The organism is Pseudomonas sp. ME-P-057, assembly GCF_030208975.1.
GTDB lineage: Bacteria > Pseudomonadota > Gammaproteobacteria > Pseudomonadales > Pseudomonadaceae > Aquipseudomonas > Aquipseudomonas lutea.
Genome location: NZ_JARVSX010000040.1, coordinates 129,470 through 148,191 on the forward strand (window position 1 = coordinate 129,470; position 18,722 = coordinate 148,191).

Here is an 18,722-nt window from a genome sequence, read left to right on the forward strand (position 1 = left end):
TGGCGTGACTTGATCGCAAGACGCGGTCAATGTAGGAGTGAGCTTGCTCGCGAATGCGGTGGGTCAGGCGCGGTGATGTCGCGGGTGGAATGCTTTCGCGGGCAAGCGCTCCTACAAGGGGTATGCGTTCAGACGTGGTTATTCATCGCCGGTCCAGGCGTTGAGTGAACAGCACGGTGGTTCAACGCGATCACGGTCGGCGCGATCAGAGCCGGCTATTCATCACCTTCATCGATCAGCTTGCGCAACAAAAACAGCACCGCTACGCGCTCGGCGGGGTTGAGTTTGCTCAGGGTCAGCTCGCTGATGTGCGCGGCGCGGGGGACGGTTTCCTGCACCAGGCGCAACCCGCTGTCGGTCAGGCTGCAGATGACTTTGCGGCGGTCTTGCGGGTCCGGGTCCAGGCTGATCAGGTCGCGGGCCTTCAGGCGATCGACGATGCCGCGGATGGTCGCCTGATCCACGGCGGTGGCCTTGACCAGCTCGGTCTGCGAGCTAGGGCCATGATCACGCAGCGCACACAGGGTGACGAACTGCACGGCAGTCAGCTGCGAATCCCCCACGTTCTGCTGAAAGATTGCCAGATGACGCTGGTAGGCCTTGCGCAGCAGATGCCCGACTTGTTCAGAAAACGTGTACGACGAATCGTTATGGGAAGAAGGCTCAGTGGACACGGGTGGCTCGTTCGGCGGGATCTGGAAGGGGTGGCTACAGTAACGGTTGCGGGGATTGAGGGGAATCTTCAGCCACTAAACAGCTTCCCGATGTGGCGCAAAGGGTGAGTATTCCGCCTGCGACGTAGAAGCGCGCTTGCCCTTAATCACAGCGCGCCTGTGACGTGGATGTCACCGAAACACCTTCGTGGGCAAGCGCGCTCCCACACGTCCGCGTGGGAGCCGATACCTCAGGCCCTGGACGCTTCGGGCGCCACTACCTCCCCCGCCAGCACCACAGCCTGATCGTCCAGATAAATATCACAGCGGCGCAGCGGGATATCCAGGTGGCACGGGGTTTTGCGGGTGCCGCCGACTTCAGTATTCGGCCCGGTAGAGAACAGGAAATTGCCATAGAACGCCCGGGCGTCCATGCACATACCGTCGTTCTTGTCATGCAGCCCCATCGCCGTCCACTGCGCACGCGGTTGCAGGCCCCAACCGATGTGGGAAATGCCGTAAACCTCCGGGTCGTTGAAGTACTTCAGGTAATCACGCAGGTACTCGGCCTCGAAGCCGCCATGGATGGACGTAATAAACCCCTTATCAATCTCCAGCGTGATCTGTTCACGGGAGTAGGTCTTGAACGGCAGCACAATATCGCCAACGTCAATGACCAGCGTGCCCTGCGCGGTTTCTTCGTTTGGCCAGGAGAACAGAAACCCGCTCGGCCAGTGATCCCAGCGCCCCGGCTCGTCAGCGAAACCGTACTCGGTGACCGAGGGATACTGCCCCAACTGCGCGCGGAAATCGCTGCCCGCGCGTGACTTCACCTGAATCGAGCGCGCAGCTTTCAGCACCTGCTCGGCGGCCAGAACACGCTCCTTGTCCGCCACCGTTGGCAGCATCCGCGCCAGCACTTCCGGGGGTTCGACGGCCAGCAGGATCCGCGTGCCGGTTTTGAGGATCTGCTCCTGTTCCGGGGAATGCAGCAGCATCATCGTGTCGACAATCAGGTCCGCCGCTTCAAGGGCCCGCTGCGCCGCGATATTGCCCGAAAGCGCCGTGTCGCCGCAGTAAGCGGTCATGTCATTGCCCATGGCTTTTGGGTGATTGAACGAGGGCAACTCGACCGCATACACCTTCGCGCCCAGTCGCTGCGCGGCATCCATGGCGGCGCGCACGGTGCGCGGGTCGGAATAGTGGCTCTTGAGCACCGCCACGCTTTGCGTGGCGTCCACCCTGGACAACGTCAGAACGTGTTCAAACATCTGGGTCAATTCGCAATCGCTAACCGGCATCTCACATCTCCTCGGCGGGATATCGGCCCGGATGCACCATCGCAAGGCATCGCGCATCAGACCGGTGCATTTTTGAAGCGTACACGCTTATTTAAACTTATAAGACCTCAATCCCTTGCTGACTGCAAGAGGCGCACCTGATTGTTACCCAAGTACACAATATCCCATATAAATGGACTAAAAACGCAACATGCCTGATTGCGACACCTCCTTGCCGCTTCTGAATAAAACGATTCACTTTTGAAAATATCAGCGTATACACTTTAAAAACGCAGCAAGACCTCACACTCGGTGTTGACCCGGTCAGCTCGAATTCACCCAATACGAAGGAATGCGCGCCATGCCTACCACGCAAAAAATCGCCATCGTCGGAGCCGGTCTGGGGGGCGCTGCCGCTGCGACGCTGTTGCAGAAAGCCGGTTTTCAAGTGGATGTCTACGAACAGGCGCCTGAGTTTTCTCGCATCGGTGCCGGCATCCACATGGGGCCGAACATCATGAAAATCTTTCGCCGGATGGGCATCGAAGAGCCGCTGAGCGACATGGGTTCGCACCCGGATTTCTGGTTTAGCCGCGACGGCGCGACCGGCGATTACCTCGCCCGCATTGCCTTGGGCGACTTCTCGGTCAAGGAATACGGTGCGGCTTACATCACCGTGCACCGCGGTGACCTGCACGCGCTGCAGATGTCGACCCTGGCGCCTGGCAGCGTGCATTTCAGCAAATGCCTGACCACGCTTGAAGAGCGCGACAACGGTGTGCGCCTTAATTTTACGGACGGCACTCACGCCGACGCCGACATCGTGATTGGCGCAGACGGCATCAACTCAAAGATCCGCGAAGAACTGCTCGGCCATGAAAAACCTTTGTACAGCGGCTGGGTCGCGCACCGCGCTCTGATCCCCAGCGAGGTGCTGACGAAGTACAACCTGAATTTTGAAAACTGCGTGAAGTGGTGGAGCGAGGACCGTCACATGATGGTTTATCACACCACCGGCAAGCGCGATGAGTACTACTACGTGACCGGCGTACCCCACGCCGAATGGGACTTTCAGAGCAACTGGGTCGACAGCAGCCAGGCCGAGATGTACGAAGCGTTCGCCGGCTACCACCCCACCGTGCAGGCGCTCATCGAGTCCACTGAAAGCGTGACCAAGTGGCCGTTGCTCAACCGCAACCCGCTGCCGTTGTGGAGCCGAGGCCGTCTGGTGCTGCTCGGTGATGCCTGCCACCCGATGAAGCCGCACATGGCTCAAGGCGCGGGGATGGCCATCGAAGACGCCGCGATGCTCACCCGCTGCCTGGAGGAAACCGGCCTGACGGACTACCGCACCGCGTTCCAGCTTTATGAAGCCAACCGCAAGGAGCGCGCTTCTCGCGTGCAGGCGGTCTCCAACGCCAACACCTGGCTGCGCACGCAGGAGGATCCCGCCTGGGTTTACGGGTATGACCTGTACGGCCAGGAACTGAAATCGGGGGTGGCAGCGTGAGTACGTTCATCCATGGTGGCAACGTCCACGCCAACGGGATTCGCCAGCACTACCTGCGCTACGGCGGCGAAAAACACGCCGGCAAACCGGCACTGGTGCTGATACCGGGCATCACCAGCCCGGCGATCACCTGGGGATTCGTCGCCGAACGGCTGGGCGAACACTTTGACACCTACGTGCTGGATACGCGTGGACGAGGCCTGTCTTCCACCGGCCCGGAGCTGGACTACAGCGTCGACACTTGTGCCGATGACATCGGTGCGTTTGCCGCCGCCATGGGCATCGACCGCTATCACTTGGTAGGTCACTCCATGGGCGCGCGTTTCGCCACGCGGGCCTCGGTGCGCAACCCGCAGGGTCTAAAAAGCCTGGTACTAATCGATCCGCCGGTGTCCGGTCCGGGGCGTCGTGAATATCCCGCCAAGCTGCCGTGGTACGTGGACTCCATTCGCCAATCGCAACAGGGCATGAGCGCGCAGGATATGCGCGCGTTTTGCCCGACCTGGACGCCGGAGCAACTGCAGCTGCGCGCCGAATGGCTGCATACCTGCTACGAGCCGGCCATCGTGCGGGCTTTCAACGATTTCCATGAGGTCGATTTTCATCAGGACCTGCCGAACCTTCCGGTCCCTGCCCTGCTCATCGTGGCCGAGCGTGGCGGCGTGATTCAGCCAGAGGACGAAGCCGAAATTCACGCGTTGCAGCCCGGCATCAAAATCGCTCGCGTGGCTGACGCCGGGCACATGATCCCGTGGGACAACCTGCCAGGGTTCTTCGCCGCGTTTGGTGATTTTCTGGGGACCACTCTGGATTGAGCCAAGGCTCTGATGGCCTGAGGCGACATCACGCTGCAGGAGCCGGCTTGCTGGCGAACGCGTCATTCGCCTCAACACGTTGTCCGTCCTGATGCATTCGCCAGCAAGCCGGCGCCTACGGCACTTGCGCCCGACATATTTCCGACTTCAACTTCATTGACCGAGGACCACGCAATGACCGACCCACAAAGCGCAGACGCCAATTATCAGGGCGTATGGGGTAACCGCATCGGCTTCGGCGTGAAGCCGGCCCTGCTGATGATCGACTTCCTGCAGGGCTATACGCAGCCCGGTGCGCCGCTGTATGCGCCGGGGGTAGTCAGTGCGGTGGCGGAAAGCGTCGAGCTGCTGGCCTGCGCTCGGCAGCTGGGCATCCCCGTGGTTCACACCAACATCCGTTACCACCCGACGCATTTCGCCGATGGCGGGATGTGGGTCAGGAAGGCGCCGGTGATGAAAGACATGGTGGAAGGCAACCCACTTGCCGCGTTCTGCGAGGCCGTGCAGCCGCTGCCCGAAGAAGTGGTGATCAGCAAGCAGTACGCCAGTTCGTTCTTTGGCACCTCGCTGGCATCAATGCTGCACGCGCAAGGCATCGACACCGTCGTCCTTGCCGGATGCTCCACCAGCGGCTGCATTCGCGCCACGGCGGTGGATGCGGTGCAGCACGGTTTCCGCACCATCGTCGTGCGCGAATGCGTCGGCGATCGCCACCCTGATCCCCACGAAGCCAACCTGTTCGACATCGACAGCAAATACGGGGACGTGGTCGGCAAGCGAGAGGCAATGGAGCAGTTACAGGCTGCGGGCATCAAGCGGTAAGCGACACAAGCTACGAGCCACGAGCTGCAAGCTGCAAGCTGCAAGCTGCAAGCGAGGGAGCGCGCGCTGCGGTATTTCTTGCAGCATGCAGCTTCGTAAAAGCGCCCATATGCGAACGCCGCAAACGCAGGCAAGATCAGCCGCCGCCGCGCTAACCGGTCGAAGAACCGCCAGGAGATACCCATGCCCTCTGCGAATGTAAACACCGCCGCCACTGTTGCGGCGGACCCGATCAAGGCGCTTTACAGCAAGATCACCTGGAAGCTGATTCCGTTCCTGTGCTTCTGCTATCTGGCCGCTTACCTGGACCGCATCAACATCGGCTTCGCCAAACTGCAGATGCTTGATCAGTTGCACTTCAGCGAGACGGCTTTCGGCCTCGGCGCCGGTCTGTTCTTTGTCGGCTATATCCTGTTTGAAGTGCCCAGCAATCTGGTGCTGGAACGGGTCGGGGCGAAGATCTGGATCGCACGGATCATGATCACCTGGGGCTTGCTGTCGTCCTGCACCCTGTTCGTCAGCACGCCCACGCAATTTTACGTGTTGCGGTTTTTTCTCGGCGCCGCGGAAGCGGGTTTCCTGCCCGGCGTGCTGTTTTACCTGACCACCTGGTTTCCGACCTACCGCCGTGGCCGCATCATCGCGCTGTTCATGATCGGACTGCCGCTCTCCAGCGTCATCGGCGGGCCGCTCTCGGGCTGGATCATGGGCCACTTCGACCAGACCGCCGGGCTGCGCGGCTGGCAGTGGCTGTTTCTGATCGAGGGTATTCCCAGCGTGTTGTTGGGGGTGATGACCTTCTGGGCGCTGCCGAATGCGCCAAAAGACGCCAAATGGTTGAACAGCACTGAGCAGGCGCTGCTGGAAGGCGAGTTGCGTCTGGACGATGCCGAGGGCAAGGACAGCAAGCACAGCTTCCGCGACGGTTTTTTCAATCTGAAAGTGTGGATGCTCGGCGGCATCGACTTTTCCATCCTGCTCAGCGCCTACGCGATGGGCTTCTGGATGCCCACGTTCATCAAGAACGCCGGTGTGGTCGATACCTTCCACATCGGTGTACTGACCGCGCTGCCCAGCGTGGCGGCACTGATCGGCATGCTGATGATCGGCGCCAGTTCGGACCGCCGTCGCGAACGCCGCTGGCACATCATCGTGCCGTTCTGGATCGGCGCAGTGGCGATGGCTGCCAGCCCGTTCTTCACGCATAACGTGGTGGCGACCGTTGCGTTGTTCGCTGTCGCGTCGGCGGCCATCATCGGCGCCGTGCCGGTGTTCTTCAGCTTGCCGGCCACATTCCTCAAGGGCCGTGCGGCGGCGACCGGTTTTGCCCTGGCCTGCTCCCTGGCCAACATCGCAGGATTGGTGAGTAATTCGATGATGGGCATCGCCATCGACGTGACCGGCAGCAGCGCCGGCGCATTGTGGTTTTTCGCCGGCTGCCTGATCCTCAGCAGCCTTCTGGTCGTAGCCCTGCCGGCGAAGCTGGTGAACCGGTGATTTAGGTCACCGCAGCCGCAGGACCCGGTGAATGACCGATGGTTGCCGGACACGACAGCCGTCGGGGCCGGTGGATGACCGGTATCTGTCGACGCAGACCTGTAGGAGCCGGCTTGCTGGCGAACGCGGTGGGTCATCCATAAAGATGTCGGCTGACAAAACGCCTTCGCGGGCAAGCGCGCTCCTACAAAAGCGGGAGCGCGTGTATTGGCCGGGGTGCAGGAGGGGGCCTCCTATTCTGCGATCAAAAGACCGCTTACCCCACTCGTGCAATCAACTGCTGACGCTGAGCATCGGTCAGCAGCGGCCCGCGTGCGGCTTCGGCGTTTTCCTTCATGTATTTGGGATTGCCCGTACCGGGGATGACGCACGTCACCGCCGGATGGGAGATCAAAAACTTCAGCGCCAGTTGCGCCCAGCTTTTGGCCTGCACCTCCCCCGCCCAGCCTGGCAACGGCGTGTCGCGCAGGCGTCCGAGCAGCCCGCCGCCGCCGAACGGCCGATTGCAGATCACCGCCACACCCCGCTCACGGCATAACGGCAGCAAGCGCGCTTCGACAGCGCGGTCATCCAGGGCGTAGTTGATCTGCAGGAAATCGAAGGCCTCGGCTTTGAGCGCTGCCTCAACCTCGTCATAAGCCGATGCGGTGTAGTGCGTCAGGCCGATGTAGCGCACTCGCCCCTCTTCCTTCCACGCACGCAACGTCGGCAAGTGGGTCTTCCAGTCGAGCAGATTGTGAATCTGCATGAGGTCAATGCGCTCGGTCTGCAACAACCGAAACGAATCTTCCATCTGCGCAATCCCCGCGTCGCGTCCACGGGTCCATACCTTGGTCGCCAGAAACGCCGGCGACGAGGGCTGATGAATCGACAGCAGTTCGCCGGTGCTCTGTTCGGCGCGACCATACATCGGCGAGCTGTCGATCACAGTACCGCCAGCACTGAAAAGCTGGTCGACCACCGCGGGCAGCAGTTTATATGCCTCGCTACCGGGCTCGACATCGAACCCTCGATACGTGCCGAGGCCAATCACCGGCAACGCTTCGCCGCTGGACGGAATATTTTTGGTGAGCATGTTCCCTTCTCCTGCTGGACCCGGCGATGCACCGGTGAGTGGGTGTTCGGGGGGATAAGCGACGCTGTTGGCGCGAGCGTCAGTCAACGCGCAGCTCAAGGCCCACGCCGCCGAGCCACTGGCAACCAGGTTCAGCAGCCTTCTGCGGCTGAGCAGCCAGGGGTCGGTCACAGGCGAGTCTCCTGATGCCCGGGTGATGCGCGGGCGTGAGCGTGCAGTCATTGATCGACCCCGGTGACGCAGCGTCGGTTCAAGCCGATTGGACCATCTGCGCAGATCTCGGGAACGCTGGTCCGCGCCATGCGTCACATCTGCATCTTGAACAATCGGAGGCCCTCCATGAAAACCGTCATTACCCTCAACGAAATCGCCGACGCCGATCTGCGCCCCTACACCGAGGTCTGGCTGACGTCGACTACCGCGATTCGCGAAGCCGGTCACAGCGAAGACGAACTGTGCCTGTGGCGCGCCAATCAAGTGTTTTCCCACGACATGCTGAGCGAAGGCACCCACGGCCAGAACGTGATGCCGGTCTGGCTGGTGCTCGACGATATTGATAACCCCGAGCAAGTGCTCGAAGTCGAGACCCGCGTGCGCGAGCGCTTGCTGGCGGCCGGGCTGGAAGGCGAGTTTTACCCGGCCGAGGAAGGCGAAAGGACAGATGGCGTTAAATAAGCCGGGAGAGCGTTGGCGCAGGCGACCCATTTCAGCTGCATCTCGGCTCCGTCCGTAGGGGCCGGCTTGCTGGCGAACCCAATGGCGCCTTCAACGTGAAGTGACTGCAGCCACGCGCTCGCCAACCTGGCATTACGCATTTGCCTCTTATCTGACATGCCCGGAATGTCCATACACAGACATTCCGGCGGCTGTAAACCAGGCGCTTACTGCTTCAGCGCGTCGTAGGCTTCCAGCGCATGGAGCGAATAGACATAGGCTGCACCCGCATTCAACGAGATGGCCGTGGCCAACGCCGCGGCGACCTCTTCACGTGTAGCCCCGGCGGCAATGGCGGCCTGAGCGTGAGTACCCAGGCAACCGTCACAACGGGTAGTGACGGCCACGGCCAGAGAAATCAGCTCGCGGGTCTTGGCGTCGAGGACGTTATTTTCCGCAGCGGCCTCGCCAAGGGCCATGTAAGCCTTGACCATTTTCGGATTGGATTTGGACAGTGCGCCAAATGACTGCTTGATAGTTGAAACCAGATCGGGCCAATTGCTGAACATATTGGTATCTCCTGAAGGCGGCGACTAGACTGCGCCGGAACACGATCAGTCTCGGTCATCGACCTTGTCGCGGCTTGCTCGTTTGGCTCATTTTCTTGTCCGAAAGTCGCATATGAACGCCCTCGATACGCTCATTTCTCTGGCCGACGTCCGCGGCAGCCTGGACCTCCGCTGTCACTTTCAGGGCGACTGGGCCCTCGAACATGATCAGGAACCGACCGGTATCGCGCCGTATCACATCGTGCTGGCCGGAGAATGCCGGGTAGAGATGCCTGACCAGCAACGCCTGACCCTGACCGCAGGGGATATCCTGATGCTGCCCCGCGGCAGTCAGCATCTGCTGCTGAGCACCGGCCCACGCGTAGCGCCTTCACGGCCGCAGCGCCAGACCAACAACGGTCTGTTGCCTGTGCAGCGCTTTGGCGAGGGCGCGGAGCTGGATTCACTCTGCGGACGCTTCATCCACCAGCGCCAGGCCCTGCTGTTCGCCTCGCTGCCGGATTACGTAAAGGTCTCCACCCGGGCCCTTGGCCAGAACGACCCATTGCCCTCGCTGGTGGCGCTGCTGCGCAGTGAGGCGGAGGCCAATCAGGCGGGCGGTCAATTCATGGTCAACGCGCTCACTTCTGCGTTGTTTACCTTGGTGCTGCGCGAGCACTTGCGTCAATCGCCCCTGCAGGAAGGCAGCCTTGCGCTGCTGAGTGACCGGCGTCTCGGGCGCGCCTGGCAGGCCATGCTTGAAGACCCGGCTCACGACTGGAGCATCGAAGCGCTGGCGGAACAGGCGAGCATGTCGCGGGCGACGTTTATGCGGGCCTTTGCAAAACTCAGCGGCAGCTCGCCCTGGACGCTGCTGACGCAAGTGCGCATGCAGCGTGCGTACGGTTTGCTGAGCCGGTCGCAAAGGGGGTTGAGCGATATCGCCGCCCAAGTGGGTTACCAGTCACAAGCGGCGTTCAGCAAAGTCTTCAAGGAGACCTACGGAATGGCGCCGGGGCAGCTGCGCCGAAGTCTTTCCACCGGTGGGGACACGACCTAACTCTGTGCAGGCGGCGTTGCTCCAAGGCGCTTCCACATCGGCTTGGTCAGTCGCTGGTTATTCTTGTAACCGGCCCACGGGTCAGCTTTCAGCTTGCGCAACCGTTGTTGCAGGTTGGCGATCGTCCACTGGGCCGCCGACTGCACCTCAGTCAGCTCATCACGGCTGATCGGCACCGAGACGGGCAAGCCCGGCCTCGCCCTGGCCGAGTACGCCACCACCGTGCTGGCGCCGCGGGTATTGCGCAGGTAATCGATGAAAATCTTGCCCACGCGGTTTTTCGGTCCGGACGTCGCCGTAAACCGTTCGGGCAACTCACGCGCCATGAACTGCGCCAGCGCCTTGGCGAAGGCTTTGACGGTGTCCCAATCCGCACGGCGCGCAAGGGGTACGACGATGTGCATGCCCTTGCCGCCACTGGTTTTGACGTACGCGTCCAGGCCCAGCTCGTCGAGGGTCGACAACGTCAGTTGTGTCGCTTCGATCATGCTGCGCCAGGGCAGCTCGGCATCGGGGTCAAGATCGAGCACGAAGTGATCCGGCAATTCGATCCGATCGTACGTCGCGCCCCAGGTGTGCAGTTCGATGGTGCCCATTTGCGCCGCGCCCACCAACGCCTTCACGCTGTCGATCTCCATCAGGCGGGCATGCCCGGGGTCGAGCTTGGGGTCCAGTTGCTTGATGTTCGGGATCGCCATGCGCTCGGAATGCTTCTGGAAAAACTGCTCGCCTTCGACCCCTTCCGGGCAGCGCAGCAGCGCCACGGGCCGATGGTCAAGGTGCGGCAGAATCCAGTCCGCTACCGACGCGTAATATTGCGCAAGATCGACCTTGTGCAGGCCGCTCGCGGCGTCGATCACCCGCTCCGGGTGACTGACCATCACGCCCGCCACGTCGATGCGGTCCTTGTCGGCACGCTTGCTCGATGATGTGGTTTTTTGCGCTGTAACAGCCTCGCTTTTCGCCGCCTCGCTTTTCCCCGTCTTGCTCGTCCCGCCCGACGCTTTGGTGGCAGCAGGTTTGAACGGTGCCTTGATGTCTTTTGGCGTCTTGGGGTACTCGTGAACCACCTCGCTGGCCGGTTTATCGGTGCGCAGCGACACAAACGCGGAATGGCGAATGATGCCGTCGCGGGTCCACTCGCCAAACTCGACTTCTGCCACCAGCGTCGGCTTTATCCAGCGCACGCCGCGGGCTTGAGCAGAGGTGACTTTCTTGGCCAGCGGCGAGGCATCCTGTTCCAAGGGCTTCATCTGCTCCAGCAAATCGGCGAGCATCTGCTGGTTAAAACCGGTACCAACACGGCCCGCGTACACCCAGCCGGCGCCCTCCTCGTTGACGGCCAGCAGCAACGCACCAAAACCGTTGCGCGCACCTTGCGGCCGGGTGAAGCCAACGATGACGAACTCCTGGCGCAACTTGCATTTGAGCTTGATCCAGTCGGCACTGCGTCGGGACTGATACGCGCTGCCGGCACGCTTGCCAATCACCCCTTCGAGGGACAGCAGGCAGGCGCTTTCGATGATGTCGCGATGGCCCGCAGTGAACGCATCGGAGAACCGCACCAAGCCCTTTTTCTGTCGCCCCAACACCTTTTGCAATGCCGCGCGGCGGTCTTCAACAGGCTGCTGGCGCAGGTCTTCGCCGTTGAGAAAGGGCACATCGAACAGGTAATAGACGATGTCCTTGCTGCGACCGATGTCAAACGCGTTTTGCAGCGCCTGAAAATCCGGCAAACCGGCATCGTTTAGCACCACCACCTCGCCGTCCAGCCACGTGTTGTCCAGCTTCAGAGCCGCGATGGCCTTGGCTTGCAGGGGCAGTCTGTCGGTCCAGTCGTTGCCGTTGCGGGTGAAGAATTTCAGCTCGCCATCAATGATCCGTGTCAGCAGGCGATACCCGTCGTATTTGATTTCATAGAGCCATTCGCCTTCGGGCGGCGCGTCCATCAAGGTCGCCAGCTGCGGCGTGAGCTTTGCGGGCACGGGGCTTTTCTTCGACGCAGCGCCCTTTTTGGCAGGCGCGCTCTTTGCGGCCTTTTCTGAAATTTGCTTCGCAGCCTTCGCTTCGGGGGCCGATACACCGGACCTGCGCTTGCCGGCCGAGGCGGTGCCCCGCTCTGCGCCCACGGTCGCGCCGCTCACGACGCTTTGCGGCTTGTCGACCACGATGTCGTACTCATCCTGTGGCCGCACCGCCTCGTCCTTTTCCTTGATCAGCAACCACTGCTCTTTGTCGCTATTGCCCGGCAAACGGGTGCGTACCAGCGTCCAGTCACCGGTGAGCTTTTCGCCAATCAGGGTGAATTTGAGTTTGCCGGCCTTGTAGGTCTCCTGCGGATCGCCATGGGGCTGCCAGATGCCCCGGTCCCAGACGATCACATCACCTGCGCCGTATTCGCCCTCTGGAATGCTGCCCTCGAAAGTGCCGTAGCCCAGCGGATGGTCTTCGACATGCACCGCCAGGCGCTTGTTTTTCGGGTCCAGACTTGGCCCCCTAGGCACCGCCCAGCTTTTCAGGGTGCCGTCCAGCTCAAGGCGAAAGTCGTAATGCAGATTGCGCGCATCGTGCTTGTGAATGACGAAACTCAGCACCTTGCCCTTCTCGCTTCGTGCTTCGTCCTCGCTTTCCGCCGGCTCGGACGTGACATCGAAGTTGCGCTTGCGGGTGTATTCACTCACCGGTTTCGTCATGACAATCAACCTCTGCGCATTGGAACTCTGCAACACATCGCTTTGCAAAACGCCCTGCCATCAGGACGCCTTGGTCGTCTTCTTCCGGGCAGGGGCACGGCGTTTTGCAACGGGTGCATCGTCCGAGGCAGCTGCCTTGCCCTTGCTCGCCGGTTTGGCTTTTGCAGGCGCTTTGCTCGCGCCGCCACGACTGCCCAGGCTGCGTTTAAGCAACTCGGTCAAATCGATGACATCTGCCGACTTACGCTCGGTATCACCCGCGTCGGTCTCGACGTTCTCGATTTTGCCTTCGCGCGCCTTGGTTTCGACCAACGCCATGATCTGATCCTGAAACGTATTGCGGTACTCTTCGGCCTCCGGCGCCCACTCGGTGCTCATGTCCTTGATCAGGCGCTTGGCCATGTCCAGTTCACTCTTGCTGAGCTTGACGTCGGTGGCTTCCTTGGGCAGTTCAAGGCTGTCGAGCCCGCGCACTTCCGAGGGCCAGCGCAACAGCACGAGCACGATCGCCGATTCCAGCGGCATCACGGCGGCCAGGTGCTGACTGGTGCGAATGACCACATGGGCCAGCGCCACTTTGCCGGTGTCCACCAACGCCTGTCGCAGCAGCGCATAGACCTTTTCGCCGCGCTTGTCGGGGGCCAGAAAGTAAGGCGTATCGATGTGCTGGAGCGGAATCTGGTCGCTGTCGACAAAACCGAAAATATCGATGGTCTGGGTCGATTTGGGGTGCGCCGAGCGAATCTCTTCTTCGCTGATGACCACGTAGCGGCCCTTCTCGTACTGGACGCCCTTGACGATATTTTCTTTATTGATTTCCTTGCCGGAGACCTTGTTGATGCGCTTGTAGCCGACCGGATCCATGCTGCGCTTGTCCAGCCAGTCGAAGTCGACACCTTGACGCGAGGTCGCCGACACCAGCGCCACAGGAATATGCACCAGACCGAAACTGATCGCGCCTTTCCAGATTGCCCGAGGCATAGTTTTATTTCCGATGGGGGTAGATGGGGTGGATGTGTAAGAAGTGACCGAAGCCCACGGCTAAAAGTTTCGGCCGGGCGACCGGAGCGTCGTTTGCATCAATACAAATGGGCGCCGGCTGCCCGGCTGGGTACGGGCATGGCATCGGGCTTTATGCCGCGCAGATCAACGCTGCGCTATTCCTTGTCCAGCCCTTCTTAACGCAACGGAAAAGCGTTAACCTCGCGCCACTCTTTTCCGCATGCCGCACCAGAGCCCTCTCTGTCAGGCGCGCGATCTCTTCGGGTATCCGCATGACCTCCATTCCTTCTGCAAGCCATGGCACCACGATGACCAAGGGGCTGGCGATGCTGTTCGCCTTCTGCTGCGGCGCGATCGTTGCCAACCTGTATTACGCCCAGCCGATCATTGGCCTGATCGCGCCGGACATCGGCCTGTCGCCCACGCTCGCCAGCTTCATCGTGTCGCTGACCCAGATCGGCTATGCCCTCGGCCTGTTCTTCCTCGTGCCGCTGGGGGATTTGCTGGAAAACCGCCGCCTGATGATCGTCACCACCGGCGTCGCCCTGCTCAGCCTGCTCAGCGCGGCCTTTGCGCAAACGCCCAACCTGTTCCTGATCGCCTCATTGCTGGTCGGTTTCAGCTCGGTGGCGGTGCAGATTCTGGTGCCTCTCGCCGCCAACCTCGCCCCGGAAGAAAGCCGCGGCCGCGTGGTCGGCAGCATCATGGGCGGTCTGTTACTCGGAATTTTGCTGGCCCGGCCCGCTGCCAGCCTCATCGCTGACCACTTCGGCTGGCGCGCAGTGTTCGGCACGGCGGCTGCGGTGATGCTGATCATCAGCGTGGTACTGGCGACGACCATTCCCCGGCATCAACCGGCCCACAGCGCCACCTACGGCCAGCTGCTCAAATCGTTATGGACGTTGCTGCGCAGGCAACCGGTGCTGCGCCAGCGGGCGTTTTATCAGGCCTGCCTGTTCGCCACATTCAGCCTGTTCTGGACTGCCGTGCCGCTGGAACTGGCACGCAACCACGGGCTGTCGCAAAGCCAGATCGCCCTCTTCGCCCTGGTCGGGGCGATTGGCGCCATCGCTGCGCCCATCGCAGGACGTCTGGCCGATGCCGGTCACACCCGCATTGCCAGCCTGTGCGCGATGCTGTTCGCCGCGCTGAGCTTTCTGCCAAGCCTCATCGCACCGGCCTACGCGGTGATCGGCATGGCCGTCACCGGCGTGGTGCTGGACTTCTGCGTGCAGATGAACATGGTTCTGGGTCAACGCGCGGTCTACGCCCTGGACGGCAAAAGCCGCAGCCGGCTCAACGCGCTATACATGACCAGCATCTTTATGGGCGGCGCCATTGGCTCGGTGATTGCCAGCGCCCTGTACGACCATGGTGGCTGGACATGGGTCGTAGTCGTGGGGAGCGTGTTTCCGGTGTTGGCGTTATTGGTATTCCTGAAAAATTCACGGCCCTGAAAACGGAGCACGATACCGAAAGCATCTTCAGGCCGTGGGCTTGACGCGCTGATAGCAGCCCAAAAACCAAATTCAAACCCTTTGAACGATCAACCCTCCGTGAGCGCGCTTTTACCCGTGCGCCCTGGAAAGACCTTGATCCGGGACCCCCCCACCTCGCCTGTCGGGATGGAATTCACCGCCTTTCGGTCAGTCACCCTAGCGCCGCAAACCCCCTCTGCAGATCCTCAATCAACGCATCCACGTCTTCCAGGCCAATGTGCAGCCTTAGCAGTGGATTCAGGGATTTGTCCGAGGCGTTATCCCGGTCGCCCACGTTGGCGACGATGATCAGGCTCTCGAATCCGCCCCATGACGCGCCGAGGCCGAACAGTTCCAGGGCGTCGATGAAGCGCTCAAGATGCCGAGGGTCAGCGTCGTTCAGCTCGAAGGTGAGCAGGCCATTGCTGCCGCTGAAGTCGCGCTTCCACACGGCGTGGCCCGGATGGTCAGGCAGCGCCGGATGGAACACCCGCTTGACCTGCGGCTGCTGCTGGAGCCAGAGGGCGACTCGCACGGCTTGACGCTCATGAACGTCCAGCCGCGCGGCCAGGGTGCGGGCACCGCGCAGAACCAGATAGGCATCGTCCGGGCTGACGGTGTTGCCGAAGGTATCACTCATCAGCGCCAGACGCTGCCAGACGCTTTCGGTGGTGCACACGCTGCCCATCACCACGTCGCTGTGCCCTCCCACATATTTGGTCAGGGCCATGATGGAAATGTCGGCGCCCAGGGCCAGCGGCCGGTACTGATAACCGGAGCCGTAGGTGTTGTCGACTGCTAGCAAAATGCCCTTCGGTTTACACAACGCCGCAATGGCCGGCAGGTCACACAGCTCATACAGCAGCGAGCCGGGAACTTCGGTGTAGACCATTCGGGTGTTGGTTTGCAGCTGATGCTCCAGACCAGTGCCGTCTGCAGAAAAGTAGCTGTATTGAATGCCGAACGGCGCCAGGAATGCTTCTGCGATCTGCCGCACCGGTGAATACACCCCGTCGGTGATCAGCACATGATCGCCTGGACGCAGGTACGCCAAAAAAGTCTGCGCCACTGCCGCCAGACCGGTGCCGAACAGTCGCGTGCGGTAACCCCCTTCAAGCTCGGTGACGAGGTCCTCCAGCTCGAACGCTGTCGGATTACCCCGCGCGCCGTAGCTCAAAACACGCTCAGTGTCGCGCCGCTTGCGCGCCTCACGCATGGCCCCGAGGCTGTCGAACAACACGGTGCTCATTCGCGAGACCGGCGGGTTCACCCCGCGTGGGCCGTTGTGCTTTTTACCCCGCGCGGCGTGCACAAGCCGGGTCCGCACGTGTTCCACCGGCGCACGGACTGCCAGGGGCTTGAGACTGGCAAGCTCATGCTCGGTCATCTGTGCCAGCAGCCCCATCTCCCAGGCCAGATACTGCCGGGCCGACGCCTTGTTGCCCGAATGACGGTCATGGGTGAAAAACAGAAAATCGATGCACAGTGCATCAGGGGGACTGTCCGCGCTTTCGCCGAGGGCAAACCCTGCCGCTTGCCAGTCGCTGAAATCCATCCATTGAACCGAGTGACGCAGCTCGTCGGGCAATTCAAGCGCGGCCAACGCCGCCACGCCCGGGTGATCGGCCACCAGCACGACCGGGCTGGTGTGCCCGGCCAGATCAGCGGCGAGCCGGGGCCGAATCGACCAGTGCGAGCCTTCGATGTGGCCTTTGCGAAACGCCATGCTGCTACGCAGGTCGATCAGCGTCACCGCCTTGTCCCTTAACGCGACTTTCAACTCGGCGGCATTCACGGCAGGCAGGGCCGGTACCACACCGGATGTGTCGATCGGCAGGCGTAACCCGCTGCGCAAACCGCCGTCCAGGACATAGGCCTCGTGGCCCAGCTGACGCAGCCACGCAGCGACAATCGGCGCGCGCACGCCATCATTGTCGAACAGTACCAGGCGGGCCTGACGCACGCCGATGTACAGATCAGTGCTTTGAACCAACTGCCCGCCTGGGGTGTGTTGCGCCCCCGGCAAGCTGCCCAGCGCAAACTCTTCCGGGGTCCGCACGTCGCACAGGAACAGGCTGCGGGATGCATCTTCCGACCACGCCAGAACCTGTGCCGGATCCACCGTCTGGACCCCGGCGCGACGGGCAAGCTGAACGGCGGCCTGACGCTGAGCCTCCAGAGAGGTGCCCGTCGGGACGGCCGGGTAGCGGCGGTCACTGCCATGTTCCAGCGGCAGGTCGGCGAGGTACCAGCCCTGAGTGCCGTTTTCCAGGGCGTAGACCGGGTTTTTCACCCCCAGGTCGATCAGCGTCTGGGCCCCGATGATGCTGCGCGTGCGGCCGGCGCAGTTGACCACGATGGGCGTGCTGTCGTCCGGCACCAGCTCGGTCAATCGATAACCCAGTTCTCCATTGGGGCAGCAGACCGAACCGGGAATGGTCATCTTGCGGTATTCATCGAACGGACGACCGTCCAGCAACACCAGCGGCTCGCCACGGGCTTGCCATGCCGCCAGTTCGGTGGCGCTGATATGGGGCGTATGCCGGACTTCCTCGACCCACTCGCCAAAAGCCTTGGAAGGGACGTGTACGCCGGCGAACAACCCCAGCCCGGCCGCTTGCCAGCCCTCAGTGCCGCCCTCAAGGCGATACACGTTGCTGTAGCCCAAGTCGCTCAGACGTCGCGCCGCACGGCCAGCGACATCGCCGTCGTCGCGGTCGTAAACAACCAGGCGAACACCAGAATTAGGCGCCAGTCGATGCGCGTCGAGCTCTAGCCGGCTGTAGGGCAGATTCACCCCATAAAAGAGATGCGCCTCACCGTACTGACCGTGTTCGCGGACATCGAACACGGCAATTTCCTGTCCATCGAACAGCCAGGCTTGCAGTTGCAACGGGGTGACGTGTTGGCTCATGGAGTTCTCGTACTGTGAGTGCGGCACGTGATCAAGCGAGTAACCGCAGCTGTATCCGTGCGAGGGACAAGGAGCGGTGCAGGGTCGATCATGCGTAAGCCTTGATCGATGGGGCCATCTGCGAGGCGTTGTAATTGAGCACCTTGCCTTCGGGGTTCACGCCGTAGCGCCCGTTTAACGATTCCAGCGGACGCCCGTACAGGTGAAAATGCAGGGTTGGCTTTTCGCCCTCGACCTTGATGCCGTGCAAATCCTCGCCCAGAAAGCTGATGGACGTGCCGGGCTGTACCACCACTTCCTTTTCCAGTGCCAGCCGGGCGTAGGCCGGGTCACTGCCATCGTCAGTCCGCGCCCACACGTAATTGATCTCCTGACCTTCGACCGCGACGATCACCGCCCAGGTCTCATGGTTGTGCGGCAGCGTGCTTTTGCCGGGCAGCAGCGAGTTCATGTACAGCGTCGGACTCTCGCCGTCGTCGTTCAGCCGGTAGCGGAACGCGGTGTCACCCTCCCCCGGCACGGGCGCCGGAAACGTATCGAAGTTGAACAGATCGCGGCGCTGGGCCAAGGCCTCAAGCAGCACCACAATGCGGTTCAGCGCGTCACGATCAACGCCGCGCTGATGAATCTCGCGGATCTGCTGCAGAAATGCTTCGACGACGTGGCTACGGTTCTCGATGCTCATCAGGTGCTCCTTGTAGTGTTCAGGTTCACGGGCCCG

15 protein-coding genes are annotated in these 18,722 nt (G+C 61.7%); 7 read left to right on the forward strand and 8 right to left on the reverse strand.

Annotated elements, in window-relative coordinates; genetic code table 11:
• Positions 1-215 precede the first annotated feature (215 nt).
• Positions 216-674 carry a MarR family winged helix-turn-helix transcriptional regulator gene (locus tag QRN48_RS22125; protein WP_285353302.1) on the reverse strand — a complete coding sequence of 153 codons (459 nt, stop codon included), beginning with the start codon at positions 672-674 and terminating at the stop codon, positions 216-218.
• 230 nt (positions 675-904) lie between these two features.
• On the reverse strand, positions 905-1,954 hold the full coding sequence (locus QRN48_RS22130; RefSeq protein WP_285353304.1) for a 2,5-dihydroxypyridine 5,6-dioxygenase: 1,050 nt from the start codon (positions 1,952-1,954) through the stop codon (positions 905-907).
• A 340-nt stretch (positions 1,955-2,294) separates the two neighbouring features.
• Between QRN48_RS22130 and QRN48_RS22135 the strand changes: the two genes are divergently transcribed.
• The 4 genes from QRN48_RS22135 (at position 2,295) to QRN48_RS22150 (ending at position 6,577) form a co-directional block, all read left to right on the forward strand.
• Complete coding sequence (locus QRN48_RS22135) at positions 2,295-3,443, forward strand: FAD-dependent monooxygenase (protein WP_191945048.1); 1,149 nt, start codon at positions 2,295-2,297, stop codon at positions 3,441-3,443.
• Positions 3,440-4,258 (forward strand): alpha/beta fold hydrolase, encoded by an 819-nt coding sequence (locus QRN48_RS22140; protein WP_285353307.1) that lies wholly within the window; start codon positions 3,440-3,442, stop codon positions 4,256-4,258. The genes QRN48_RS22135 and QRN48_RS22140 overlap by 4 nt, the downstream gene beginning before the upstream one ends.
• A gap of 174 nt (positions 4,259-4,432) precedes the next feature.
• On the forward strand, positions 4,433-5,080 hold the full coding sequence (locus QRN48_RS22145) for an N-carbamoylsarcosine amidohydrolase (RefSeq protein ID WP_285353309.1): 648 nt from the start codon (positions 4,433-4,435) through the stop codon (positions 5,078-5,080).
• Between the two features lie 183 nt (positions 5,081-5,263).
• Positions 5,264-6,577, forward strand: a complete 1,314-nt coding sequence (locus QRN48_RS22150; RefSeq protein WP_191945045.1) for an MFS transporter — start codon at positions 5,264-5,266, stop codon at positions 6,575-6,577.
• Between the two features lie 256 nt (positions 6,578-6,833).
• Here QRN48_RS22150 and QRN48_RS22155 read toward each other — a convergent pair whose 3' ends face one another.
• Complete coding sequence (locus QRN48_RS22155; RefSeq protein ID WP_285353349.1) at positions 6,834-7,652, reverse strand: aldo/keto reductase; 819 nt, start codon at positions 7,650-7,652, stop codon at positions 6,834-6,836.
• 339 nt (positions 7,653-7,991) lie between these two features.
• Here QRN48_RS22155 and QRN48_RS22160 point away from each other — a divergent pair, with 339 nt between their 5' ends.
• Positions 7,992-8,327 carry a hypothetical protein gene (locus tag QRN48_RS22160; protein WP_191945043.1) on the forward strand — a complete coding sequence of 112 codons (336 nt, stop codon included), beginning with the start codon at positions 7,992-7,994 and terminating at the stop codon, positions 8,325-8,327.
• A 206-nt stretch (positions 8,328-8,533) separates the two neighbouring features.
• On the opposite strand, the gene QRN48_RS22165 is transcribed toward QRN48_RS22160, so the two are convergent.
• Positions 8,534-8,875 carry a carboxymuconolactone decarboxylase family protein gene (locus tag QRN48_RS22165; RefSeq protein WP_037008925.1) on the reverse strand — a complete coding sequence of 114 codons (342 nt, stop codon included), beginning with the start codon at positions 8,873-8,875 and terminating at the stop codon, positions 8,534-8,536.
• 112 nt (positions 8,876-8,987) lie between these two features.
• Here QRN48_RS22165 and QRN48_RS22170 point away from each other — a divergent pair, with 112 nt between their 5' ends.
• Positions 8,988-9,914: an AraC family transcriptional regulator gene (locus QRN48_RS22170; protein ID WP_285353315.1), complete on the forward strand. Its 927-nt coding sequence runs from the start codon at positions 8,988-8,990 to the stop codon at positions 9,912-9,914.
• On the opposite strand, the gene ligD is transcribed toward QRN48_RS22170, so the two are convergent.
• Together ligD and ku are read right to left on the reverse strand one after the other, a co-directional pair.
• Positions 9,911-12,607: a DNA ligase D gene (ligD, locus tag QRN48_RS22175; protein WP_285353318.1), complete on the reverse strand. Its 2,697-nt coding sequence runs from the start codon at positions 12,605-12,607 to the stop codon at positions 9,911-9,913. The genes QRN48_RS22170 and ligD overlap by 4 nt on opposite strands.
• 60 nt (positions 12,608-12,667) lie before the next feature.
• Complete coding sequence (ku, locus tag QRN48_RS22180; RefSeq protein WP_285353320.1) at positions 12,668-13,588, reverse strand: non-homologous end joining protein Ku; 921 nt, start codon at positions 13,586-13,588, stop codon at positions 12,668-12,670.
• Positions 13,589-13,881: 293 nt separating this feature from the next.
• Here ku and QRN48_RS22185 point away from each other — a divergent pair, with 293 nt between their 5' ends.
• A complete protein-coding gene (locus tag QRN48_RS22185; RefSeq protein ID WP_285353323.1) occupies positions 13,882-15,066 on the forward strand; it encodes an MFS transporter in 1,185 nt (394 codons plus the stop codon).
• A gap of 193 nt (positions 15,067-15,259) precedes the next feature.
• Here the strand turns inward: QRN48_RS22185 and metC are convergent, their stop codons facing one another.
• Positions 15,260-18,001, reverse strand: a complete 2,742-nt coding sequence (gene metC / locus QRN48_RS22190) for a cystathionine beta-lyase (RefSeq protein WP_285353324.1) — start codon at positions 17,999-18,001, stop codon at positions 15,260-15,262.
• An 88-nt stretch (positions 18,002-18,089) separates the two neighbouring features.
• The gene (locus tag QRN48_RS22195) at positions 18,090-18,686 is read right to left on the reverse strand and encodes a cysteine dioxygenase family protein (RefSeq protein ID WP_191945038.1); all 597 of its coding nucleotides are present in this window, start codon (positions 18,684-18,686) and stop codon (positions 18,090-18,092) included.
• Positions 18,687-18,722 lie beyond the last annotated feature (36 nt).

What these genes read in the sequence shown, in the direction of transcription:
- QRN48_RS22130 (WP_285353304.1), bottom strand. Translation starts at nt 1,954, where the DNA reads ATGCCGGTTAGCGATTGCGAATTGACCCAGATGTTTGAACACGTTCTG.
- metC (WP_285353324.1), bottom strand. Translation starts at nt 18,001, where the DNA reads ATGAGCCAACACGTCACCCCGTTGCAACTGCAAGCCTGGCTGTTCGAT.
- QRN48_RS22195 (WP_191945038.1), bottom strand. Translation starts at nt 18,686, where the DNA reads ATGAGCATCGAGAACCGTAGCCACGTCGTCGAAGCATTTCTGCAGCAG.
- QRN48_RS22135 (WP_191945048.1), top strand. Translation starts at nt 2,295, where the DNA reads ATGCCTACCACGCAAAAAATCGCCATCGTCGGAGCCGGTCTGGGGGGC.
- QRN48_RS22155 (WP_285353349.1), bottom strand. Translation starts at nt 7,652, where the DNA reads ATGCTCACCAAAAATATTCCGTCCAGCGGCGAAGCGTTGCCGGTGATT.
- QRN48_RS22185 (WP_285353323.1), top strand. Translation starts at nt 13,882, where the DNA reads ATGACCTCCATTCCTTCTGCAAGCCATGGCACCACGATGACCAAGGGG.
- ku (WP_285353320.1), bottom strand. Translation starts at nt 13,588, where the DNA reads ATGCCTCGGGCAATCTGGAAAGGCGCGATCAGTTTCGGTCTGGTGCAT.
- QRN48_RS22150 (WP_191945045.1), top strand. Translation starts at nt 5,264, where the DNA reads ATGCCCTCTGCGAATGTAAACACCGCCGCCACTGTTGCGGCGGACCCG.
- QRN48_RS22160 (WP_191945043.1), top strand. Translation starts at nt 7,992, where the DNA reads ATGAAAACCGTCATTACCCTCAACGAAATCGCCGACGCCGATCTGCGC.
- QRN48_RS22165 (WP_037008925.1), bottom strand. Translation starts at nt 8,875, where the DNA reads ATGTTCAGCAATTGGCCCGATCTGGTTTCAACTATCAAGCAGTCATTT.
- QRN48_RS22145 (WP_285353309.1), top strand. Translation starts at nt 4,433, where the DNA reads ATGACCGACCCACAAAGCGCAGACGCCAATTATCAGGGCGTATGGGGT.
- QRN48_RS22170 (WP_285353315.1), top strand. Translation starts at nt 8,988, where the DNA reads ATGAACGCCCTCGATACGCTCATTTCTCTGGCCGACGTCCGCGGCAGC.
- ligD (WP_285353318.1), bottom strand. Translation starts at nt 12,607, where the DNA reads ATGACGAAACCGGTGAGTGAATACACCCGCAAGCGCAACTTCGATGTC.